This is a genomic window from Vibrio sp. 10N.239.311.G01, from assembly GCF_041465805.1.
GTDB classification, from domain to species: Bacteria; Pseudomonadota; Gammaproteobacteria; order Enterobacterales; family Vibrionaceae; genus Vibrio; species Vibrio crassostreae_C.
This window is the reverse complement of the sequence record NZ_JBFSRM010000009.1, coordinates 92,302-116,271: the sequence shown is the minus strand read 5'-3', so window position 1 is coordinate 116,271 and position 23,970 is coordinate 92,302. Positions and strand designations below refer to the sequence as shown.

At 44.6% G+C, this 23,970-nt stretch carries 20 protein-coding genes; 9 read left to right on the top strand and 11 right to left on the bottom strand.

Annotated features, from left to right (window positions below):
- Positions 1–25 precede the first annotated feature (25 nt).
- Positions 26–505 carry a type 3 dihydrofolate reductase gene (gene folA / locus AB6D06_RS09665; protein ID WP_017062944.1) on the top strand — a complete coding sequence of 160 codons (480 nt, stop codon included), beginning with the start codon at positions 26–28 and terminating at the stop codon, positions 503–505.
- A 74-nt stretch (positions 506–579) separates the two neighbouring features.
- On the opposite strand, the gene AB6D06_RS09660 is transcribed toward folA, so the two are convergent.
- From AB6D06_RS09660 to lptD, 6 genes are all read right to left on the bottom strand, one after another.
- Complete coding sequence (locus AB6D06_RS09660; RefSeq protein WP_371724391.1) at positions 580–1,383, bottom strand: symmetrical bis(5'-nucleosyl)-tetraphosphatase; 804 nt, start codon at positions 1,381–1,383, stop codon at positions 580–582.
- A gap of 29 nt (positions 1,384–1,412) precedes the next feature.
- Positions 1,413–1,793, bottom strand: coding sequence for a Co2+/Mg2+ efflux protein ApaG (gene apaG, locus AB6D06_RS09655; RefSeq protein WP_004735899.1), 381 nt, complete (start codon positions 1,791–1,793; stop codon positions 1,413–1,415).
- Positions 1,794–1,881: 88 nt separating this feature from the next.
- The gene (gene rsmA / locus AB6D06_RS09650; protein ID WP_017062942.1) at positions 1,882–2,697 is read right to left on the bottom strand and encodes a 16S rRNA (adenine(1518)-N(6)/adenine(1519)-N(6))-dimethyltransferase RsmA; all 816 of its coding nucleotides are present in this window, start codon (positions 2,695–2,697) and stop codon (positions 1,882–1,884) included.
- On the bottom strand, positions 2,694–3,686 hold the full coding sequence (gene pdxA, locus AB6D06_RS09645) for a 4-hydroxythreonine-4-phosphate dehydrogenase PdxA (RefSeq protein WP_017062941.1): 993 nt from the start codon (positions 3,684–3,686) through the stop codon (positions 2,694–2,696). The genes rsmA and pdxA overlap by 4 nt, the downstream gene beginning before the upstream one ends.
- Complete coding sequence (gene surA, locus AB6D06_RS09640) at positions 3,673–4,971, bottom strand: peptidylprolyl isomerase SurA (protein ID WP_017062940.1); 1,299 nt, start codon at positions 4,969–4,971, stop codon at positions 3,673–3,675. Before surA ends, pdxA begins: the two co-directional genes overlap by 14 nt.
- A 43-nt stretch (positions 4,972–5,014) precedes the next feature.
- Positions 5,015–7,351, bottom strand: a complete 2,337-nt coding sequence (lptD, locus tag AB6D06_RS09635) for an LPS assembly protein LptD (protein ID WP_372110147.1) — start codon at positions 7,349–7,351, stop codon at positions 5,015–5,017.
- A gap of 149 nt (positions 7,352–7,500) precedes the next feature.
- Between lptD and djlA the strand changes: the two genes are divergently transcribed.
- Together djlA and AB6D06_RS09625 are read left to right on the top strand one after the other, a co-directional pair.
- Positions 7,501–8,355, top strand: a complete 855-nt coding sequence (djlA, locus tag AB6D06_RS09630; RefSeq protein WP_017061385.1) for a co-chaperone DjlA — start codon at positions 7,501–7,503, stop codon at positions 8,353–8,355.
- A 57-nt stretch (positions 8,356–8,412) separates the two neighbouring features.
- A complete protein-coding gene (locus AB6D06_RS09625) occupies positions 8,413–8,958 on the top strand; it encodes a DUF924 family protein (RefSeq protein WP_017066942.1) in 546 nt (181 codons plus the stop codon).
- Between the two features lie 95 nt (positions 8,959–9,053).
- Here AB6D06_RS09625 and AB6D06_RS09620 read toward each other — a convergent pair whose 3' ends face one another.
- From AB6D06_RS09620 to leuA, 5 genes are all read right to left on the bottom strand, one after another.
- Positions 9,054–9,836 (bottom strand): DUF547 domain-containing protein, encoded by a 783-nt coding sequence (locus AB6D06_RS09620; RefSeq protein WP_102428411.1) that lies wholly within the window; start codon positions 9,834–9,836, stop codon positions 9,054–9,056.
- 194 nt (positions 9,837–10,030) lie between these two features.
- Positions 10,031–10,633, bottom strand: coding sequence for a 3-isopropylmalate dehydratase small subunit (leuD, locus tag AB6D06_RS09615; RefSeq protein WP_017062937.1), 603 nt, complete (start codon positions 10,631–10,633; stop codon positions 10,031–10,033).
- 14 nt (positions 10,634–10,647) lie between these two features.
- A complete protein-coding gene (gene leuC / locus AB6D06_RS09610; RefSeq protein WP_017062936.1) occupies positions 10,648–12,060 on the bottom strand; it encodes a 3-isopropylmalate dehydratase large subunit in 1,413 nt (470 codons plus the stop codon).
- Positions 12,061–12,177: 117 nt separating this feature from the next.
- On the bottom strand, positions 12,178–13,269 hold the full coding sequence (gene leuB / locus AB6D06_RS09605) for a 3-isopropylmalate dehydrogenase (RefSeq protein WP_017098917.1): 1,092 nt from the start codon (positions 13,267–13,269) through the stop codon (positions 12,178–12,180).
- Positions 13,270–13,367: 98 nt separating this feature from the next.
- Positions 13,368–14,915, bottom strand: coding sequence for a 2-isopropylmalate synthase (leuA, locus tag AB6D06_RS09600; RefSeq protein ID WP_017066940.1), 1,548 nt, complete (start codon positions 14,913–14,915; stop codon positions 13,368–13,370).
- A gap of 568 nt (positions 14,916–15,483) precedes the next feature.
- On the opposite strand from leuA, the gene AB6D06_RS09595 reads away from it, so the two are divergent.
- The 6 genes from AB6D06_RS09595 to leuO all read left to right on the top strand — a co-directional run bounded on the left by AB6D06_RS09595 (position 15,484) and on the right by leuO (position 23,837).
- Positions 15,484–16,143 carry a TetR/AcrR family transcriptional regulator gene (locus AB6D06_RS09595; RefSeq protein WP_372101346.1) on the top strand — a complete coding sequence of 220 codons (660 nt, stop codon included), beginning with the start codon at positions 15,484–15,486 and terminating at the stop codon, positions 16,141–16,143.
- Entirely contained in the window at positions 16,143–17,480 is a 1,338-nt protein-coding gene (locus tag AB6D06_RS09590; protein WP_050053092.1) for an efflux RND transporter periplasmic adaptor subunit, read from the top strand. The genes AB6D06_RS09595 and AB6D06_RS09590 overlap by 1 nt, the downstream gene beginning before the upstream one ends.
- Positions 17,477–20,584 carry an efflux RND transporter permease subunit gene (locus AB6D06_RS09585; protein ID WP_102428409.1) on the top strand — a complete coding sequence of 1,036 codons (3,108 nt, stop codon included), beginning with the start codon at positions 17,477–17,479 and terminating at the stop codon, positions 20,582–20,584. Before AB6D06_RS09590 ends, AB6D06_RS09585 begins: the two co-directional genes overlap by 4 nt.
- 312 nt (positions 20,585–20,896) lie before the next feature.
- On the top strand, positions 20,897–21,421 hold the full coding sequence (locus AB6D06_RS09580) for a phosphatase PAP2 family protein (protein ID WP_017062930.1): 525 nt from the start codon (positions 20,897–20,899) through the stop codon (positions 21,419–21,421).
- 54 nt (positions 21,422–21,475) lie between these two features.
- Positions 21,476–22,531, top strand: coding sequence for an MJ1255/VC2487 family glycosyltransferase (locus AB6D06_RS09575; RefSeq protein WP_017068817.1), 1,056 nt, complete (start codon positions 21,476–21,478; stop codon positions 22,529–22,531).
- A gap of 346 nt (positions 22,532–22,877) precedes the next feature.
- A complete protein-coding gene (gene leuO / locus AB6D06_RS09570) occupies positions 22,878–23,837 on the top strand; it encodes a transcriptional regulator LeuO (RefSeq protein ID WP_102428408.1) in 960 nt (319 codons plus the stop codon).
- Positions 23,838–23,970 lie beyond the last annotated feature (133 nt).

Below are 23,970 nucleotides of genomic sequence, written 5' to 3'. Positions count from 1 at the left end.
TTTTTAGGGACAGGACTTTCGATTTATGATCATCAGCATGATAGCGGCAATGGCAAACAACCGTATAATTGGTAAAGACAATCAGATGCCTTGGCATTTACCTGCGGATTTTGCATGGTTTAAACGCTCGACTATGGGTAAACCAGTCGTGATGGGACGTAAGACCTACGATTCTATTGGACGCCCTTTGCCGGGTCGGTTGAATGTCGTAATCAGCCGTGATGAGAGTTTAAAGATTGAAGGTGTAACGACGGTAACTTCTATTGAACAGGCTCTAGAGCTACTCAGTGATGTTGAAGAGGTGATGATCATTGGTGGCGGCTCTATTTATGAGAGCTGCTTACCTAAAGCGGACAAGTTGTATCTGACTTACATCGATTTCGCCGTCGATGGAGATACACAATTTCCTGACTGGGGTGAAGGTTGGAAGCAGAGCTTTAACGAGAGCTATCAAGCTGACGAGAAAAACAAACACAACATGGAGTTTGTGATTCTCGAGCGTTAACTGTGGTTATCAATAGCTAGTCTCTGAAAAATGCTTGCGTTACCCTACCAAGGTAGCGCAAGTTTCTCGTATCTTTATAGCGCTTTCTGAGTGAAAAACTGTTTATCTTCCCAGCGAAGAATTGTCAATTCACCTCCCCAGACGCATCCAGTATCGAGTCCAATTACGTCTTTTCCGTTATAGCCTTCAAGCGCAGCCCAGTGTCCAAAAACAACGGTTTTATCAAGCTTTATGCGTTGAGGAAGGTCAAACCACGGCACTAATGGTTCATCGGTAATTTCATTCGGTGGTAGCTTACATGCCATGTCGAGTCGGCCATCTTCAAAACAGAAGCGCATTCTTGTCAGGCTATTGATCGCATAGCGATAGCGCTCAATATCATGTAAATCTTGATGCCATAAATCAGGCGTGTTGCTGTACATGTTTTCGATTAGCCATTGCCATCTGTCCGACTTCAGCAAGGATACGATCTCTCGATTTTCAATGCGTGCTCTTTCTAGGTTCCACTGCGGCGAGATACCCGCATGGCACATCACGAACTCTGGATGTTCCTGCAGCAAAGGCTGTTGTCTTAACCATTCGAGTAGCAGTTCACGATCTTCAGCATCAAGAATCGCTAGAGTCTTATCTTTTGGTTTCGCTGGAAATAGCCCTAAGGACACCGCCAAAAGATGTAAGTCGTGGTTGCCTAATACAACCTTAGCTGCGTCACCAAGGCTACGAATAAAGCGTAGCGTCTCCAATGATTTAGGGCCTCGAGCAACTAAGTCTCCAGCGACCCATAAAGTATCTTGGTGTTTATCAAAGTTAATTTTTTCAAGCAGTAATTGAAGTTCGTCGAAGCACCCTTGGATGTCTCCGACAATATAATTCGACACAATAATTTCCTATAGATACGGATGTACGGCTAATTAAGAATATTAGGGATTGCGAGTCTGAATGGGTCAACTTCGGTAATAAAATCAATGCCCTTGTTATCGGTCATCACATAGTGACCTTGCATAACGCCAACAGGGGTTTCGATGACCGTACCACTTGTGTAGGTGTACTCGTCGTTGGCTTCAATCACGGGTTGTTGGCCAACTACACCATCACCCTCAATGGTGAGCTGCTTGCCGTTAGAGTCGGTAATTAACCAGCGGCGAGACATAAGTTGCACCGTTGTTTTACTTAGATTTTTGATGGTAATAATGTAGGCGAAGACATAACGATTCTTCGTTGGCTCAGATTGTTCTTCTATGTACTTAGAGTGAACCTGGCATTTGATACAAGGCGTAGATATATCCATATTCGCACCTTTTGTTGTTGATATACTTAATGTAATTAAAGTATTACATAAAAAAGGCTCCTAACCGAAGTGTAGGAGCCTTTTTTATTTATTTGTCAGCGTTATGACTGTCGTACAACCAGTTTGCCATGTCGACAAACTGCTCGAGCGTTAAGTTCTCAGGACGCATGCTTGGGTTGATACCTAGCTCTTCAAGCACTTCCTTATCGATTAAGCTCTTGTAGCAGTTACGAACTGTTTTACGACGTTGGTTAAAGCCTTCACGACAGACGCGATCTAGCCATTTCAGATCTTTTGCCGGATAAGGCAGCACTTCGTATGGCTGTAGGCGCACGACTGCTGAGTCTACTTTCGGTGGCGGAACGAAGGCCGTTGGTGGAACTTCTAACACAGGCGTTACTTTACAGTAGTATTGAGCCATTACAGTAAGACGACCGTAAGCTTTACTGCCAGGGCCAGCAGCTAGACGGTTAACCACTTCTTTTTGAAGCATAAAGTGCATGTCTTGCACGTCTTTATGGAATTCAAAAAGGTGGAACATCAATGGTGTAGAGATGTTATATGGCAAGTTACCAAAGATGCGTAGCTTATTGTTTGGCTTAACCAGTTCTTGGAAATCGAACTTCATCGCATCGCCTTCACGGATCGTTAGCTTGTCCGCAAGATCTGGATGGTTACGAAGACGTTCTGCAAGGTCTCTATCCAATTCGATAACAGTAAATTTATCGACAAGCTTACCCACAGGCTCAGTAATTGCGCCTAGACCAGGACCGATCTCTACCAAGTTTTGACCTGGTAGTGGGTTAATACTCGATACGATGCCATCAATAATGTATGGATCGTTAAGGAAGTTTTGACCAAAACGTTTACGCGCTTTGTGCCCTAAGTGGACATCATTTCTCATTGCTTTTTCTCTACTAATTCAATGGCGTGCGTGAGCGCTGTTCTAAAGCTCCCTGTATCGGCTTGGCCTTTCCCTGCCAAGTCTAAGGCGGTACCGTGGTCGACTGATGTGCGAATAAACGGTAAGCCAAGCGTGATGTTCACTGAGCGACCAAACCCTTTGTATTTCAATACCGGGAGTACTTGGTCGTGATACATACCTAAAACAGCATCTGCATCTTGCAAATATTTTTCATTAAAGATGGTGTCTGCTGGCAATGGGCCAACTAAATTGATGCCATCTTTTTGGCGAATTTTTTCTAGCGTCGGGGTGATAGTTTCAATCTCTTCACGCCCTAAACAACCATCTTCACCAGCATGTGGATTCAAGCCACACACGTAGATAGTTGGTTTCTCAATAGCAAATTTTTCAACCAAGTCTTTATTTAGAATAGCAATAATTTGCTCTAATCTGTCTTCGGTCACAGCTTGAGATACATAAGCTAGTGGGATGTGCGTTGTTACTAGCGCAACACGCAGCCCTTCAGTTGCCAACATCATCACCACCAGTGGTGTATTGGACTTCTCTGCAAAGAACTCGGTATGGCCGCTAAAAGCAACGCCAGCTCGGTTAATTACACCCTTGTGAACGGGGCCGGTGACAATAGCATCAAATTCATCATTCATACAGCCAATTGCTGCGGTTTCTAAAGTATTTAATACGTAATGACCATTAGCCTCATTGAGTTGACCTGCAACTGCCGTTTCAGCAAGTGGAACGTGTTTCACTACCAGTGTGCCAGCGCGTTGCGGTTGCTTAGCTGCATTTGCATCGTAGTCCAGAAGATCGACTTCGATACCAAGAATTTTAGCTCGCTCGGATAGCAGTGTTTTATCAGCACAAACCACGAGTTGATGAGGCCAACTTTCTTGAGATAGAGCCAAAGTTAAATCTGGGCCTATCCCTGCTGGTTCACCTGCGGTTATGACAATACGTTTAGTTGTTGTCATCTTGGTCGTCCTCAACCATCTCAACAAAGGCACTTGCTCTTACTTCTTGTAGCCAAGCACCAGCTTCTTCGTTGAATTTACGGTTAAATAGAATTTGGTAAGCTTTGTTTTTCAAAGCTGAATCGGTACGGTCGACTTCGCGACGGTCTAGTACTTCAACAATGTGCCAACCGTGTACGGTTTTGAATGGCGCACTGATTTTGCCTTCTGGTAGCGTTTCTACTTGGTGTTTGAATTCTGGTACATACAAATCTGGTGTTTGGTAGCCTAGCTCACCATCTTGTACTGCAGAACCTGGATCTTGGCTGTATTGCTGTGCAAGGTCGCCAAAGCTCGCTTCACCTGTGTTTACGCGGCGCGTGATCTCTTCAAGTTGTTCTTTCGCACCATCGTCACTCAAGATTACGGTTGGCTTAATCAAGATATGACGAGCATTCACTTCCGTTACTGCTACGGTTTCTAAGCCTTTCACATCTTCAATTTTTAGAATGTGGAAACCTACACCGCTACGGAAAGGACCGATGATGCTGCCTTTATTTTGCATTTTGATCTGGTCAGCAAAAATGGTTGGCATCTCTTCTTTACGCATCCAACCCCAATCACCACCTTGCAGCGCTTTAGGACCCTTAGAGTAAGTATATGCCATGGTGCTGAAATCTTTGCCTGAGTTCAGTTCTTCGACAAGTTCTTTAGCTTGGGCTTCTAGCTCTTCTTTGGTTTGGTCATCATTGAAGCGAAGTTGAATGTGTCCAATCTTGTATTGAACGGTTGCGTTAGTCTCTTGCGCTAAGATATCCGCTAGGTTATCGACCTCTGCAGGAAGGATGTTAATACGACGGCGAACTAGAGCATTGCGAGCCTCACTTGCCGCAATTTCTTTTCTTACTTGCTCTCGAAATGCATTGTAGCTAAGGCCTTCTTCAGCAACCGATGCGGTAAGTTGTTCTACCGTTTGGTTGTTGTCTTTAGCGATACCTTCAATTGCTTGATCAAGTCGAGCATCATCAATACGAACACCGATACGTTCTGCTTCTTGAGTTTGAATAGTATCGATGATCAGTTTTTCTAGTACTTGCTCATTGAGCACATCTTGCGATGGCAATGTTTGCCCGCTTTTTTTTGCGTTGGCACGCAGTGTCTTCATCGAAGCATCGATGTCGCTTTGTAAGATAACGCCTTCGTTAACGATAACTTTTACGCTGTCTAGCTCAACCGGTGCTGCAAAGCTTGTTGATAAAGTACAAGTCGCTGCAATAGCAATTAATGTGCGTTTCCACAATGTCATGTGTAATCCTTTAAATTTACTGATTTCTTATCAGTAAAGAAAATTAGTTGTTTAAGAAGAATGGGCGACCGTAGCTCAATGAGTTATCAGAACTGCTATCCCCAACAGCGCCTGAATCAGAGCCTAAGTTAGTACCAAAGCCGATAATACCGAAATTCACACCAAAGTTATTTTCATATTCAGGCGTGACATTTGGATCACTAATGTTATTTGTCAGCTGGTTACTATACGTAAATCCGATATACCAACAATCCGATTTATAGTTCAAGCGAGCCAACCATTCTAGATTTTCTTGTGTGGTTAAATCATAGAAATATTGAGCACTGGCATTCCACTTCCGCGAAATCTGGTAAGCACCAAGTAAGCCTGCTTGTGAGATACCATCTCTAGTTATTCCTGATACGTCAAAATCAACAGTTTCATTTATGTACTCTTCTGTTACATAGCGATAGTTGGTCTGTATGTAACCGCCTGCGAAGCGATATTCTAATGTGCTGTTGGCAAGTTGCATCGCAGTGGTATCGATGTCGTATTGCACGCCACCATGGTAGAACAGGTAGTCATCATAGTTGAAGTCCATTTCTATAGCCCAAGACGAATAATTAGTTTTGTTATCAGAGTCGTCGTTGTCTAAAGTCTGTTTTGTATCTTTATCGATATAAAAAATCTGACCAAAAGAAATATTCAAACGCTCTTTATACTCATCATCGAAGAAACGAGATGATGCACCATAACTAATTTGATTCGCAGATGCGATACGATCAACACCGCTATATTTACGGCTTCTAAATAGACCATAGTAATCGGTCTGCAGTAGTGTCGTATCGTAAAGACCAATGTCACTTTGATCTTCTTCTGGTACGTAAAGATACTGAACTTGAGGTTCGAGTGTTTGAGTGTAATTGCCCACAATTTTTGTATCACGTTCAAGAACGATACCTGCGTGGCTTCTAAACTCTGGAATAACTCGACTTACTGATTCTTCCAAGCCTTCATAATCAGAGCCTGCGCCGGTATCAACGCCATCAAGGTCTTGTTGATAGTAAGTACCAAGTAGTCGAGCTTCTGTTGTCCAAGTGCCCCAAGTGTTACCTACTGGGATTGTAATACCAGGTTCAACGTGAACACGAGTGGCTGATGGTTTGCCTGATGCGTCGGTATCGAACATTGATATATGACTGATTAAGTCAAAATCTAGGTAATCCATTACCTCTGGAGCATAGTAGTTATACTCGAGTTGTGGCATTAGACGGTAAGGTAGGTTGTCCTCTTCAGTTAGAACTTGGAAGTCTCGGACTAGTACTGAGGCATCCCAGTTTTGGGAACGATAGGTTGCTTTACCCTCTTGAAGTAACTGACCATCTTCACGGTTACCGATATCACTTGAACTCACCTCAGTGAAGTACTTTGTGTCACTCACTTTTGAGTAATCAACCTCAAACAACCATGAGTCTTGGAAAATGCCTGAGTGCTCTAATTGTGCGCCCCAGCGAGCACCTTTCTCTGGGTGTTTTTTATCGTCTGGTAAATACTCTGATTTAATGCTGCCTTTACCAAAATCGCTTAAGTAACGGAATTTACTATTAAGTTGAGTGCCACGCTCTTGCATGTACTTGAAGGTAGTTTCCAAATCGTAGTCTGGTGCTAAGTTCCAATAAACAGGAATTTCAGCTTCAAAACCATCGCTTGAACCATACGAAACTGTTGGGTACAAGAAACCGGTTTTACGTGTATCACCCACCGGTACTGTTAAGTAAGGTAAGTAAAAGACGGGAACACTTTGGATTTCAAAACGTGGATTATAAAAGGTGGCTTGTTCTTCGTCTTGGTCGACACTGATGCTCGATGCTCTTAGACGCCAAGCATTATCGCCGATAGGGCAAGAGGTAATGGAGCCATCTTCAATCTCATAAACCGCTTTACCTGTTTTTGCTATATAAACAGCATCTCCGCGACCGGGCTCGCAAAGGAATTCGTAATCGGTGTTCTCAAGCGTCATTTCATCTGTAGTCAGATTATTGGTCGCTCTGTCTGAGATAGATTTGATTTGACCATCACTAAAGTTTACGTTGCCTTCAGCTACAACGATATTTTCTTGTTGGTGCAGGGTTACGTTATCTGCAAGGATGGTCTTGTTCCCTTGCGTAACGACTACGTCACCTGAGTATATTGCCTTGTCACCATTGATAGCTTCTAAGCGATCTGACTCAACATGAGCGGGTAGCTGTGTCTCGTTTTCTGCAGCGGGCTCGATCAAGCATTGATCTATAGAGGGCATTTCCTGCAGACTACTATCGGTGATTGTTTCAGCTTGAGTTGTCGACACGTATAACGCCGTACTTATAGACGCGGCTAACAAGGTGCGGGAAAAAGATTGCATGAAGTTGAACTATCCTGTGTCACTAGATGAAGGGTTGATCTAGTATCAATCCAATTAATAAAGCATTTTCCTTATGATAAAGGAAATAATAGCATTCAGCATCATCAGACAGCATTACTCAGATAAAATTCATAGATAGAGAACACATAATGCAAATATTTGGCAAAATTTTGGGCGCGTTTTTTGGCTTTTTATTTGGAGGGCCACTCGGTTTAGTTTTTGGTCTGTTTTTAGGACACCAATTCGATAAAGCTCGCGGATTGAACCAATCAGGCTTCAATAGCTCTGGTTTTGGTCGAGGTCCAAGCCAAGCAGAAAGACAGAACGAGTTTTTTAAATCCGCTTTTGCGGTTATGGGGCACGTTGCTAAGGCGAAAGGGCAGGTAACGCCAGAAGAGATTCAACTCGCTTCTACCATGATGGAGCGTATGAACCTGCATGGCGAACAGCGTAAAGCAGCGCAAGATGCATTCCGTGACGGCAAAGAGAGCGACTTCCCTCTGAACGACGTACTTGAGCGAGTTAAAATCTCATCGGGTGGTCGTTTTGATCTTCTGCAGTTCTTTCTAGAGCTTCAGGTATCTGCCGCATTTGCGGATGGAAGTTTGCACCCGAGTGAACGTCAAGTTCTGCATAAAATAGCGCAAGGGCTTGGGTTTTCGGCAGCACAACTAGAACGCCGTTTGCAGATGCAAGAAGCTGCGTTCCGTTTCCAACAGCAAGGTGGAAGCTTTGGTGGCCATCAGGGGCATGGGCAATCATCAGGTTGGCAACAGGCTTCGCAACAGAACCAACTTGGCGACGCATATAAGGTTCTTGGTGTGAGTGAAAGTGCTGACGGTAAAGAGGTGAAGAAAGCCTACCGCAAGCTGATGAATGAACATCACCCAGATAAACTGATGGCGAAGGGCTTACCGCCTGAGATGATGAATGTTGCGAAAGAGAAATCGCAAGAAATTCAGAATGCTTATGACCTGATAAAGAAAGTAAAAGGTTTTAAGTAATTGAACACTAAACTGAGTAATAACAAAGTTACTCGGTTTTTTATTAAAGGGAATTATATGACGGTAACGTATCAGGATGTTCTAGAGTTTTGGTTCGATGAGTTGACGCCTAAAGATTGGTTTACTGGCGGCGCCGAGATTGACACTTTGATAGAGTCTCGATTTTCTGAATTGCATAAAGCAGCCATTCAAGGCGAGCTATTTGAGTGGCGCCAAACTGCGCAAGGACGATTGGCTGAGATTATCGTACTTGATCAGTTTTCTCGAAATATTGGTAGAAAAAGTCCGACAGCATTTTCTGCTGATCCGATGGCGTTGGCTCTAGCCCAAGAGGCGGTAGCGGGTGGTTTTGATCACCAGCTTAACGAGCAACAGAAAAGCTTCCTGTATATGCCTTATATGCACAGTGAATCTTTGTTAGTCCATGAACAAGCCGTGGAACTCTTTTCTCAAACGGGATTAGAGCATAATCTGGACTTTGAGTTTAAGCACAAGGTTATCATTGAGCGATTTGGTCGCTATCCGCACCGTAATGAGGTGTTAGGGCGAGCTTCGACTCCCGAAGAGATTGAGTTCTTGCAGCAACCGAGCTCAAGCTTTTAATTGTAGAAATACGGTCAAAGAATTGAGAAGAGGCTAGAGGTTAATAAAAACCTCTCGCCTCTTTTTTACTTTAGTGATCAACTTTAGCCTTAGAGCTAGTTTGCTTGGTTGAGCGACCAATCGTATTCATAACTGATGTTTTGAGTATTGGTTACTGCTTCAATTCGATATTGTTCTAAGTGCTGAATAAGCTGTTTCTTCGTACCAAAATCCACAGCAAACCATTCGTAAATCGATGATAGTTGAAGCTTATTGTTTGTAACCATCACGCCTTTGTCACTGCTTACAAACTCAGTTGCAGCTTGCTCTAGCAAGGCTTCAGTATTTTTAGAGGTAAAAGCGTCAGGTTGTAAGTTAGGGCAACCTAGGCTGGCACAGTTCACTGCATAATGCGTGCGAGGATCTTGCCAAATTGGTCTTAGGATTCGGTGTTCAATGTCATTGAGTGTCAGTGATTTCCCATTAACGACTACCACATCATCTCCCCACGGACCGAAACTAAATAGTCCGCCAAGTTTAGTTATGGATTTGATCGGGTAGGCATCAAGAATCAAATCGACAGTCACGGCGTTATATAGATTAACCCAGTAGGCATATTGTTCCGCTTTTGAGTAGTCGAGTGGATTCAACTGCTCTAGCCTCTTGATGTATTGCTTGAGCTTTGTCTTATCTGCAGTGCTCACAGCTTGATAGCGAACTAGGGTGTTTTGCCCTTGTTTAACTAAGTAGTTATCGATAAATTGCTGCCAGTCTTGATGAGATACCTGTTCTTGGTTGGTTTCATTGCTTTGGTTCCAGTATGGCCAAAGATCAGATTTAGGCGCAGACCAAGCTAAGGTTGAGAAAAGTAGGCTGACAATAAAAAGTAGTTGTTTCATGGCATTCTCCTGATGACTGACTATTAAGACCTTATGCTTTACGATTTTCTTTCATAGCTCTTCAGTTAAATAGCGGAACTGATCAAAATAAAGGGATGAGCCTAATAAGCACATTAAGTTAAGCTAAAAGCTCAGCCAAATAAAAAAGGTTGGCACTAGGCCAACCTTTTATATGTACACAAAACTGTGTGATGCTATTTCAGAAAGCTAGGAATCTTAGCTTCAAACTCTGAAATCTTATCTGCGTGTTGAAGCGTTAGGCCGATGTTATCTAGACCATTCAGCAAACAGTGACGACGGAACTCATCAATTTCAAACGAGTACTCTTTGCCGTTCGCGCTGACTTTCATTGCTTCTAGATCAACCGTAATTTCTGCACCTTCATTCGCTTCAACGAATTGGAATAGCTCATCCACTTCTTGCTCAGTCAATCGAACTGGCACCATTTGGTTGTTGATCGAGTTACCGTAGAAAATGTCGGCAAAGCTTGGTGCGATCATTACTTGGATACCGTAATCGGCAAGCGCCCACGGTGCGTGTTCACGAGATGAACCACAACCGAAGTTTTCACGAGCTAAAAGAATTGAAGCGCCTTGGTAGCGAGCTTCGTTCATTACAAAATCAGGGTTTGGCTGTTGGCCTGCATCGTCTAGGAAGCGCCAATCGTGGAACAAGTGCTTACCAAAACCGATGCGGTTTACTTTCTGTAGAAACTGCTTTGGAATAATCGCATCAGTATCGATGTTGGCCGTATCTAGAGGAACGACTAATCCGGTGTGTTGTTGAAAACCTGACATGTTAAATCCTCTAATTAAAGTTCACGAATATCGACAAAGTGACCAGCGATAGCCGCTGCGGCTGCCATTGCTGGGCTAACTAGGTGCGTACGACCATCACGGCCTTGGCGACCTTCAAAGTTACGGTTTGATGTAGAAGCACAGCGCTCTTGTGGACCTAGACGGTCGTTGTTCATCGCAAGACACATAGAGCAACCCGGTAAACGCCATTCAAAGCCTGCTTCGATGAAGATCTTATCTAGGCCTTCAGCCTCAGCTTGTGCTTTAACTTGCTCTGAACCCGGAACGATAAGCGCTTGAACATGTTTCGCTACTTGACGGCCTTTCGCTACCGCTGCTGCTGCACGCATGTCTTCGATACGAGAGTTAGTACAAGAACCCACGAACACTTTATCTACGTTGTAATCAGATAGAGATTTACCGGCTTCAAGACCCATGTAAGCCAGCGCTTTTTCAGCTGATGCTTTTTCTACAGGGTCTGCGAAGCTTTCTGGTGCAGGGATTGGTGTGTCTACTGAGATAACCTGACCTGGGTTGGTACCCCAAGTGACTTGTGGTTTGATGTCTGCCGCTTCTAATGTAACAACTGCATCGAATTCTGCATCAGCATCGGTTTTTAACGTATCCCAGTATTCGATTGCTGCTTCTAGGTCTTCGCCTTCTGGAGAGAACTTGCGACCTTTGATGTACTCGTATGTCGTTGCATCTGGAGCGATTAAGCCTGCTTTAGCGCCAAGCTCGATTGCCATGTTACATACTGTCATACGACCTTCCATCGTAAGGTCGGTAATTGCCTCACCACAGAATTCAACTACGTAGCCAGTACCGCCAGCAGCCGTTGTTTTACCGATGATCGCTAGCACGATGTCTTTTGCAGTGATGCCAGGAGTAACCTTGCCTTTTACTTCGATCTTCATGGTTTTAGCGCGAGCTTGTTTTAGCGTTTGCGTAGCTAGAACGTGTTCCACTTCTGAAGTACCGATACCAAATGCTAGTGAGCCAAATGCACCGTGTGTAGCCGTGTGCGAGTCACCACATACGATGGTCATGCCCGGTAGCGTAATACCTAGCTCAGGACCCATTACGTGCACAATACCTTGGTATTTGTGGTTTAGATCGTAAAGCGTGACACCAAACTCTTCACAGTTCTTCGATAGCGTTTCCATTTGGATACGAGCCATCTCACCAGAAGCGTTGATGTCTTTAGTTTGTGTCGATACGTTGTGATCCATGGTCGCGAAAGTCTTGCCAACTTGGCGAACTTTGCGGCCTTTCTCACGCAAGCCATCAAATGCTTGAGGTGACGTTACTTCGTGAACTAAGTGACGATCGATATAAAGAATTGGTGTTTCGCCCTTCGCTGCAACCGCAACGTGAGCGTCATAAACTTTTTCGTATAAGGTTTTTGCGTGCTGGTTTGTCGACATAGCTTTTCTTCCTTGGGAGCATCAGTCCCAGTGTTTGTTTCGAGCCAAGTCATGCGGTTTACGCTGACTTGGCTTGATATTATTCTTATGTACTTGCTTCTAATCGGAGCCTTTAGCTTATGAAGCTAAGATGTACTCAGCGATCTTGTCACCCATTTCAGAGGTAGTCAGCGCTTGGTTTTTGCCAGCAAGGTCTGCCGTTAGCTCGCCTGCAGAAAGTGCTTTAGAAACCGCTGTTTCAATATCTTGTGCTGCCGCTTCTTCGCCTAGGCTGTAACGAAGCATTAGGGCTGCAGAAAGGATTTGCGCGACTGGGTTTGCGATGTTCTTACCTGCGATATCTGGTGCGCTGCCACCTGCTGGTTCGTATAGGCCGAAGTTGCTTTCATTTAAACTTGCAGAAGGAAGCATACCCATAGAGCCTGTGATCATTGCACACTCATCAGAGATGATGTCGCCGAAGATGTTTGAACATAGCATTACGTCAAACTGAGACGGGTCTTTGATTAACTGCATGGTCGCGTTGTCGATGTACATGTGGTTTAGCGTGACATCTGGGTAATCTTTTGCGATCTCTTCAACGACTTCACGCCATAGGATAGAGCTCTGTAGAACGTTCGCTTTATCGATTGAGTAAACATTTTTGTTACGTAGGCGTGCCGATTCAAACGCAATCTTTGCAATACGTTCGATTTCGTAGCGGTGGTAAACCTCTGTATCAAAAGCTTTTTCAGTTGCGCCTTCGCCTTCACGGCCTTTAGGTTGGCCGAAGTAGATACCGCCTGTTAGCTCACGGACTACCACGATGTCGAAACCGTTACCTGAGATGTCAGCACGTAAAGGAGAGAAAGACTCTAGACCTTTATGGATTTGAGCTGGACGTAGGTTACAGAACAGTTGGAAGTGTTTACGTAGAGGAAGTAGGGCACCACGCTCTGGTTGGTCGTTCGGTGGAAGGTGTTCCCATTTAGGACCGCCAACAGAACCAAAAAGTACTGCGTCAGATTCTTCACAGCCAGTGACTGTTGCTTCTGGAAGTGGACAGCCGTGGTTATCAATTGCAATACCACCAACATCATACTCTTCGCGAGAAAAGCTAATCGCGTGCTTCTTTTCGATCGCGTCTAGCACTTTATGCGCTTGTTGCATTACTTCTGGGCCAATGCCATCACCAGGTAGTACGGCAATTTTGTATGATTTATCAGTCATGTTAATCCTTTAATTCTTTGTTACTGAGCTATTTAGCTCGTTTTAAATTTTGTCCCTAAAGCCAATAACATCGGCTCTAGGGCTCTGTTATTGGGTGTTTAAACTGTTGCGATTCTTTGCTGTTTCATTTCAGCAATGGTGTCTGCGCGTTGAATGCTATTAATAACGTGCAGTAGCGCCTGACCAGAGGCCTCAACGATATCCGTTGAAACGCCTGTACCGTGGTACTTGCGGCCTTTGTAGTTCGCAATAATATCAGCTTGGCCTAAGCCATCTTCGCCTTCACCTTTCGCGGTAAGGTCGAATTTATCCAATGCAATTTCGTAACCCGTTAAGCGGTAGATACATTGGTATAAAGCATCAACCGGGCCGTTACCGACAGCCGCTTCGCATTTCTCTTCATCACCACATTGCAGCTTGATGCTGGTGGTAGACATAACACTACCAGATTGTACGCTTAGGTAGTTAAGTTTATAGAAGTCATCTTCGTCACGTAGATTTGCGAAGTGCATTAGTGCTTCTAGGTCGTAATCGAATACTTGGCCTTTACGGTCAGCCAGTTTCAAAAAGTCTTCGTACAATGAATCTAGGTTGTACTCATTGTCTTTGTAGCCCATTGCGTCCATGTGGCTCTTAACGGCTGCACGACCACTGCGGCTGGTTAGGTTCAATGCTTTGTTTTTCAAGCCAATAGACTCAGGAGTCATGATCTCGTAAGTGTTCTTGTTCTTAAGCATGCCGTCTTGGTGGATACCTGAAGAGTGGCTGAATGCGTTAGCACCGACGATTGCTTTGTTGTCTTGAATTGGCATGTGGCAAAGCTGGCTAACCAACTTACTGGTACGGTGAATCTCTTGATGATCCAAACCAGTATGAACACCTAGTAACTCTTGGCGAGTTTTGATGATCATTGCGATTTCTTCTAAAGAACAGTTGCCCGCACGCTCACCGATACCGTTAATAGTACCTTCAACTTGACGAGCACCGGCTTGTACCGCAGCAATTGAGTTAGCAACCGACATACCCAAGTCATCGTGACAGTGAACAGAGATGATTGCTTGGTCGATGTTTGGAACGCGATCAAATAGCGTTTTGATAATGCCACCAAACTCGTTAGGTACTGTGTAGCCCACTGTGTCTGGAATGTTGATGGTTTTCGCGCCCGCGTTGATTGCCGCTTCAACCATACGACATAGGTTATCGATAGGCGTACGACCTGCATCTTCACAAGAGAACTCAACATCGTCTGTGTAGTTGCGCGCATGCTTTACCGCTTTTACTGCCATATCGACAACATCGTCGTAGCTACGGCGTAATTTATCTTGCACGTGAACCGTTGATGTAGAAATGAAGGTGTGAATACGGAACTGCTCAGCGACTTTTAACGCTTCTGCAGCGGCATCGATATCCTTCGCTACAGCACGAGAAAGTGCACAGATTCGGCTGTCTTTAATATTTTTTGCGATGGTTTGTACTGACTCAAAGTCGCCTGGTGATGACACCGGAAAGCCCGCTTCAATAACATCTACACCCAGTCGTTCAAGTGCATAAGCGATCTGTAATTTCTCTTTTACCGTTAAGCTTGCAGCCAACGCTTGCTCGCCATCACGTAAGGTCGTGTCAAAAATTATCACTTGATCGTTCATGGGTGCTTCCTTATATCGATAATGAATCGATTGCTATCCAAATTATTATTAAGAATGATGTTCTTTTAAAAGTGCCAGTTACAAAAAAACCCGCTCAGCGCGGGTTTTAATATTTGTGTAGTTCTTGACCCACAACTTACCCGCGCGATTGGTTCACGATAAGGAGAAGTTTCAGCAGTCGAGAAGAAGAAAAAATCATTACACAAATATCCGTAAATAAACTGTTAACACCATATTTACCGCAATTTATTCTGAGCGTCAAACAAGAAAATCCAATATCAGCGTGCATTGGCGACGTTTTGGTTTGGTTTGTGCTGTTTTGTGTTGCGTTATTGGCTAAATCATCTGATTGGTGGTTTTGTATTGGGGGGTTAGTTTATCGTTTGGCTTATGTGTAGGTTAAAACTTTGTAGTAAATCTTTTTGATGGAACGATTCACCAAAAAAATCACAAGCGTGACCAAATTAATTAATCACTTGATTAAATAGTGAGTAATTAATCTTCTACTGTTACACCTGTTTATCTCTATAATTAATCAGATGATTAATTATAGAGATGGATTTTTGCCATGACGGCACGAAAAGCGGGGCGACCTCAAAAAAACTTAGATGTTCGACAGTTATTGATTGAGCATGCTCGTGATCTGTTTGTCGTTCAAGCATACGACAAGGTCTCGACGCGCCTGATTGCTGAGCGTGCGGGTGTGAATATAGCGATGATCCGCTATTACTTTGGTAGTAAGGCCGGGCTGTTTGAAGCGATGCTGCGTGAAACGCTACGACCGATGCAATTGCAGATGCAGAGGTTGGTTGAAGAAAGCAGTCATGAGAACTTTCTTGATTTAATGAGGACTTACTACAAAGAGATGGTCAAAGTGCCGAAGTTTCCTCGCTTGATAGCCCAAGTGATGAATATGCCTCCCTCTGAAGTGCAAAGAGAGTTGCTCGAAAAGGTTTTCCTCGATGTTGCAAAGCCAGCCCAAGATGTCATTTTTGAAAAGTTGGTTGAACAAGGCATCTTAAAACAGAACATGGATCCAAAATTGTGCCGTATTTCGTATGTAAGCTTGATGGTGTTTCCTTTCATCGCTCCGCCGCCTTTATTGGCAATTCATGGGATTGAGATTAATGAAGAATTTCTTAATCGTTTAATCGAACACAACATTCAATTGATGACTGAAGGCTTTATTAACGCACCGAGCCCTTCTTCCGTGCAGGACCAAAGATAATGAAAATAAATAAAAAACTACTCTTCTTTCCAGCACTTGCGGTTGGTGTGATTGGCCTTGTCGCCGCGATTAACTTGAAGCCGGATCTTCCAACCAAACCTGCGGGTGATAGGGCTCGCTTAGTTGATACTGTGAGCCTAGAACAACAACTGATAGCGCCGTTAGCGGTCGGCTTTGGCAAAGTGGTGCCTAAAGTTGAATGGAAAGCGATCGCTGAGGTGACAGGACAGATCGTGTATCGACATCCAGATCTTGAAAAAGGCCAGGTGATCCCTGCAGGAACGGTCGTGCTCAAGGTTGATCCATTGGATTACGAATTGAAACTGATACAAGCAGAGGCGGATCTAAAATCAAGCCAAACCTCATTAGCGAAATTGAATCAAGAAGAAGACAACCTTAATCAGACTCTTAAGATCGAAAAGAATCGTTTGGTGATCAGCAATAAAGAGCTACAACGTAAACAGGATCTGCGTAAGAAAGGGCTCACCTCTCAATCGGATGTCGACCTGCAACAACAAAGCGCATTGTCTCAGCAGAAGTTGGTATTAGATATCGCGAACCAAATCGCGTTGATGCCAGATGAAAAGCGTGTTGCGGAAGCGGTGATTAAGGTCAACGTGTCTAAGGTAAAAGAGGCGCAGCGCTCTCTCGATAAGACCACGATCACTTTGCCAAGAGCGATGCGAATTGCTCAGGTTGATATCGAACAAAATCAAGTAGTAAACCTTCAGCAGGAGATGTTTATTGCTCACGGGATTAATGTCATGGAAGTAGAGGCGCAACTTTCTATTCACGATATGCAAACTTTAGCCTCCAGCTTTAACCAATTTCCTCGCGATGCTGCAGGAATCCCTAATCCTTATGAAGCGCCAATCAAAGCAAGCATTCAACTTAACAGCGGCAACCTGAACCTCAGTTGGCCAGCGAAGGTGGCAAGAATCAGCGAAACAGTTGATGAAAACCAAGCGACGGCGGGGATTATTCTCGAGATCGCTCAAGATTACTCACAATTGCAACCAGACAGCGCGACGCCTTTGGTTAACGGTATGTTTGTCAAAGCTGAGATTGAGGGTGTCGCCAATCTAAGTTGGGTGGTTCCAGAGCGAGCACTGCATGGTGATAAGGTTTACCTGATGGATGACAACCAGCGTTTGCAAGTGGTCAATGTTGAAGTGCTTTATCGCAGAGACAATCAAGTGGTTGTGAGTGGAGAGCTACAAACTGGAGATAAACTGGTTCTCAATGATGTCCTGCCAGCAATAGAAGGCATGTTACTGAGAGAGTCCAACTCTGAAGAGGCTGAGCTTGAATCAGATACTCAGGAGAGTGCGTCATGATCAAGTTTTTCTCTCGGCACCCAACAGCAGCAAACTTGTTGATGCTTGGGTTGTTGATCTTGGGTATAAGCTCACTATCAACCATCAAACGTGAAACCTTCCCCGCTTACGATCCGCCTTACATTATGGCTGCGATTGTTTATCCCGGCGCCTCTCCACAAGAAGTGGAAGAGAGCTTGTGTGTGCGAATGGAAGATGCAGTAGACGGCTTAGCCAACATTGAAGAAACTCAGTGTGAAGCGATCGAAGGCAGCGCTCGTTTAATTCTAAAGTTAAATGAAAAAGCGGACATCGGCCGAATGCTGGTGGATGTGCAAACCCAGATCAACTCGATCAATGATTTCCCGACTGAGATTGAATCGCCTGTTGTTCAAGAGCTGGATTGGAATGAACCGGTTGTCGATATCGCTATAACAGCCGAAACGTCGTGGCCTGAACTCAAAGCTTACGCCGAAGACCTCAAACGTACCATGAAGCTTGATTACGATGTCTCTTTGGTCGAGGTCAGCGGCTTCTCTGATCATCAATATCGAGTGGAACTGGATACGCAAGCCATTCGTCAGCTGGGGTTGAGCGTCGGTGATATTGCGGATCAGATTGGCCGTCAAAATGTAAAACTGCCGAGTGGTAACGTTGAAACACCAGACAAAAACTTTCTGATTCGTTTCGACGAGAGACGAATTACGCCTGTTGAACTGGAAAGCATCGTGGTTGGATCTGCGCCTAATGGTTCGGTGATTCGCTTAAGGGACATAGCCAAAATAACCGACCGCTTTGAGCTTGATGAACAGAAGGTACTGTTTGATGGTAAGCCTTCTGCGCTATTGAAGATCAGCAAAAACAAAGAAGATGATGCGCTGCGAATCAAAGAGAACGTGACCCGATTCGTTGAAGATCAAAGCGCGATTGCCCCTGATGGTGTGACATTGCAAATGACCAATGATCTCTCGTCTGTGCTTTGGGATCGTTTAACCATGATGGTACGCAACGGCTGGCAAGGTATTGTGCTGGTGTTCGCAACTATGTGGCTGTTCTTCAGCTTACGTTATTCATTTTGGGTGGCGGCAGGGTTGCCAGTTGCCTTCCTTGGTGGCTTGTTCTTAATGGCCAACCTTGGTTTGTCGATTAACATTATGTCGCTGGTCGGGTTGTTGATGGCAATCGGTATTATGATGGATGACGCCATCGTGATCGCCGAATCGATAGCCTCCCATTTAGATCGGGGGCAAAACGTTGACGATGCGGTGTACAACGGCGTTAAGAAAGTGCTTCCTGGAGTACTGTCTTCTTTCTTAACCACGGTGTGTATTTTCGGTAGCTTACTGTTTCTTGATGGCGAGATGGGTGCGGTGCTTAAGGCCGTTCCTCAAGTATTGATTTTGGTGCTGTCGTTGAGCTTGATTGAAGCCTTCCTGATTCTACCTAATCACTTATCTCATTCATTACATAAAGAAAAAAATGATAAGCCAGCGCTGCGCTTTAAAGTGGTGTTGCTTGAGAAGTTTGAGAACTTCCGTAATACCACTTTGATGAACATGGTTGAGAAAGTCGTGACCTTCCGTTATGCCTTTATGGGCGGAGTGATTACGTTGTTGTTACTTTCAGTCGCCTTGATTGCTGGTGGTGTTGTTAAGTTTCAACCTTTCCCAGAGCTGGATGGTGATATTGCCGAGGCGCGTATCATTCTTCCGCCGGGCGCATCACTGTCTCAAACCGAGAAAGTGGTCGACAAAATTGTCGCGTCTGCTGAGCGTTTGAACAAGCAATGGAGCGAAGAGGTTGAAGAAGGCAATACACTGGTCGAGCACATAACTAGCCAATTCAATGCTAACGCCGATGCCAATGAATCCGGCCCGCACTTAGCCACAGTGCGCTTAGATTTACGCGGAGCAGAGAGTCGTAATACGGTTATCGATGATTTCATTGATGCGTGGCGAGAGGATATTGGCGATTTAGCGGATCCTATTTCATTGGTGTTCAAGCAACCGACTATGGGGCCGGGCGGTCGTGCTATTGAAATCCGCGCCAAACACGATGACCTGAGCGCATTGAAATCCGCTTCTTTGGATATTCAGGAGTACCTTAATCAGTTCGATGGGGTGCACGGCGTGCTTGATGATATGCGCATGGGTAAAGAAGAGATTTTGGTTAAGCTGCGCCCTGGAGCCGAAACCTACAATGTGAATGGGCAGATGATTGCGTCTCAGTTACGAGCGGCTTTCTTTGGGCAAACGGCGGATGAGATTCAAATCGGCGTTGAAAATATCTCGATTGAAGTGCGTCTTGATAAGGAGCAAGCGGGCGACATACAGCAGCTAGCTAACTTCCCAATCATTACCGCAGATGGCAGTCAGATCCCGCTAGCAACGTTGGCGACATTAGATTTCCAGCGTAACTACGTGCGAATTCAGCGTATTGATGGGCTGAGAACCATCAGTATTTTTGGTGATATTGATAATAAGAAAGCGAGTTCATCCGCGATTTTGGCTCAGTTCCAAAAAGATGAAGCCGCCAAACTTATTCAGAAGTACCCGGGTTTACGCTTTGATTTCGAAGGGGAGGCCAAGGATGCAGCCAAGACTGGCGCTTCGATGGGCAAAGGATTCTTGCTCGGCTTATTCGGCGTGTTTGCGATTCTTAGCTATCAGTTCAGAAGCTATTTAGAGCCTGTGGTCGTGATGTTAGCGATTCCACTCGCTTTTATTGGGGTGGTCGTTGGTCACTGGATACTTGGCCATTCTTTGAGTATGCCAAGCATGATGGGCTTTGTGTCGCTTGCCGGAATTGTGGTTAATGATTCCATCTTGTTGGTGCAGTACATTCGTCACCATGTCGATGAGGGAGATAGCGTGCATGACTCGGTGGTGAAAGCCAGTCGCGAGCGTTTCCGAGCGGTATTCTTGACCTCAATGACGACTGCGGCAGGTTTGCTACCGCTGTTGACGGAAACCAGCTTACAGGCTCAGGTTATCCAGCCACTGGTTATTTCGATCGTATTCGGCATATTTGCCTCGACCTTATTAGTATTGTTTATGATCCCAGCGGCCTACGCGATATTGGCGGATTTCGGTTTGGTGAAAAAGCACGAGCCATTAGCCCTATAGCCTTTAGCGCTTAATTATTTGCGAGCTCTACTATTATTAGCGAGCTCTAGTATCATTAGCGAACGCTATAACCATTAACACGATAGAAGTAGCGTTTGCTTACTTATACTAAGAAGTAAAAACATAGAAGAATAAAGCGGCCTTGGGTCGCTTTATTTTTATCGGTTGCATCTATCGCCATCCTGACTTGATCCATTGACCTGTCTATCAAGCATGGGAAATTTCATTTTAGTTCATTCAAAACGTCACTTAACTGTCATTTGTTGGGCATAACTTGAGCCTTAACTGAATAAGGATTGTTAAGGAGATCGTATGCGTACTATCGAACCTATTGTCCGCTGGGATGTGGCATTTTCTGTTTTCTGTTTAAACAACCGCTATGGCGGGCAACATGCAACGCTCAGTAAAGCGGTGTCTCATACTGGAGATGGACACCTTTATGTTTTGATTGCCTTGATTGCACTGCTGGTCGATAGCAACACCGGTCGAGACTTTCTTTTGGTGGGCTTAACCGCCTTCGCAATCGAACTGCCTATTTACTGGTTTGCTAAAAATACCCTCAAGCGCCGTCGACCAGCTGAATTCTCTTCACTACTTCACTCTCATATTGTGCCATCCGATAAATACAGTCTGCCTTCAGGGCATTCCGCTGCTGCTTTTGTTATGGCGACCTTAATTGGACATTTCTATCCGAGCTTGTACCTCTTTAGCTTGGTGTGGGCAACTGCGATTGCAGGCTCTCGAATCCTGCTCGGTGTGCACTTTTTAACGGACGTACTGATTGGCGCAGCCTTGGGCATCGCTTGTACCAGCCTAGCTATCAGCTTCATCCTGTAATTATTTTGTTGGCAACCACTGCCGAGCTTAAGTGGTAAATTTAAAGGAACATGCATGAAAATTTTATATGGCGTACAAGGCACAGGAAATGGGCACATCGCTCGAGCGAGAGCAATGGCCGTCGCTTTTCGTCAGCAAAATATTGATGTCGATTTTCTGTTCTCTGGGCGAGATGAGAGCAAATACTTTTCGATGGAAGCGTTTGGCAACTATCAGACCCGCAGCGGCTTAACTTTTTACAGCGAGCAGGGGCAGGTTAAATACGGCAAAACATTCATGAAGAACAACATCTGGCGATTTCTCCGTGAGATTAACCAGATCGATCTTACGCCTTATGACTTAGTGATTAATGATTTTGAGCCTGTCACTGCATGGGCGGCTAAGAGACAAGGTGTGCCATGCATTGGGATAAGCCACCAGAATGCGTTTCGTTATGATGTACCCAAAGAAGGGGGCAACTGGATTGAACATTCAGTGATTCAACATTTCGCCCCAACCGAGCACTCTATTGGCTTGCACTGGTATCACTTTGAACAGCCGATTTTGCCGCCTATCGTTCACACGCTGGTTGGTGAGCAACAAACCAAAACAGCACAAGACTTTACGTTGGTCTATTTGCCATTTGAGGATCTTGAGTCGATCTCAGAGCTGCTGATGAAGTTCATTTCGCAAAACTTTGTCTGTTACCACCCGGATGTGATTGAGCATAGCCGAGTTGAAAATATTGAGTTCAAACCACTGAGTCATGCGGGCTTTCAATTCGACCTCAATCAGTGCTCTGGTGTGGTCGCAAATGGCGGCTTTGAATTGCCATCTGAAGCCCTAACTTTGGGGAAGAAATTGCTTCTCAAACCACTCGAAGGACAGTTCGAACAACAGAGCAATGTGGCGACGCTAGAGGCCCTTGGGTTAGCTCAAACCATGACGTTTTTAGATGCGGCTATCTTGCGCGCTTGGCTCAGTGAAAAACAGGCCGAAGTGGTCACCTATCCAGACGTGGCAAGTGCACTCGTTGAGTGGGTATTAGCAGGGAATTGGTCTAATCAAGATGATTTAAGAAAGCAACTTTGGGACAAGGTCGACTTTCCAAGTTATGCATCGCTCACCTAACTCATAAGTGCTATTTCTGAATTGACCGGTTGAACAATTCACGAGTTCAATAAATTGTAACAAATGTAACCAAACGATAGAACAGCTAAATAAGTCGAAATTAAACTCATAAGTGACGCATTTTATGTTTTTTTATAACTCTATAAATAATTGATTTTTAGATGTTATTTAATAATTAAGGTAAAATAAAATTATTCTTTATCAATCTTGTTGGTAGCTCGAGATGCATTGGTTAATAGTAATGTCAATCCGAAAAACATCGGTCTGATAAATATAAGAATTAGTGGTTATCTATTCTCATACCATTACCAATTTAACGCTGTCGAACCGACAAGAGGCAACTTGAATGTTAGATAAGAAAGACGCAATGAGTGCTATTGCAAGCTACAGAATGGAAAGCACACTTCGTGGAGTCGACTTAAATCTTTTGACTGTATTTGATGCAGTTATGCAAGAGCAAAACATTACACGTGCAGCTCACAATCTGGGTATGTCTCAGCCTGCTGTAAGTAACGCTGTTGCTCGTCTAAAAGTGATGTTTAACGACGAACTATTCATGCGTCAAGGTCGTGGTATTCAACCGACTCAACGTGCTCGTCAGTTGTTTGGTCCTATCCGCCAAGCGCTACAGTTAGTACGCAACGAACTACCAAGTTCTGTGTTCTCTCCAGAGTCGTCTTCTCGCCTGTTCAAACTTGCGATTTGCAGCCCTTGTGACATGCGTTTTGCACCTAAGATTATGTCGACAATTAACGAGCAAGCACCAAGCGTTAAACTGCACATGGACGCTGAGTTCGATCGTCAGCTTTCTGAGCGTATGCGCTACCAAGAAATCGACTTCGTGATCGATTACGCTCGCTTTGATGAGCAAGGTTTCTCAAGCACTGAAATCTTCCAAGATGAGTTGGTTGTTGTCGCTTCTGCTTCTCACCCACGCATTAACGGTGAAGTAACAGCGGCAGAGCTGCTTAACGAAAAGCACGCGAAATTGTCTCGCATTCACGGTCAACGTAGCTTCTCTGAGCAAGCTTACCGTGACCTAGACTGCATGCCTTTCTACGAAGGTACGAGCTTGAGCAACGTTCTTTACGTTGTAGGCCAGTCTGAACTAGTAACAATTGCTCCTCGTTGGATGGTAGAACATGCAGCAAACAAAGAGCAGCTTCAGATTCTAGATTTCCCATTCGATAATTCGGCGATTTCTGGCTTCCTAAGCTGGCACGAATCAAGTGAAAAGGATAAAGGACACATTTGGTTACGAGATCAGTTAATGATGATCTGTGGCGAAGTAGTGGCGCTTAACTAAGCACTAAACTCTATGATTTATAAGCCCTAAGCTGGGAGTCTGGCTTGGGGCTTTTTTGTACCTGCTATTTTTGTTGATAGAAAACTTAGCGTGATACGTACTATTACTTATAACTTTGAGCTTCATCAGTTGC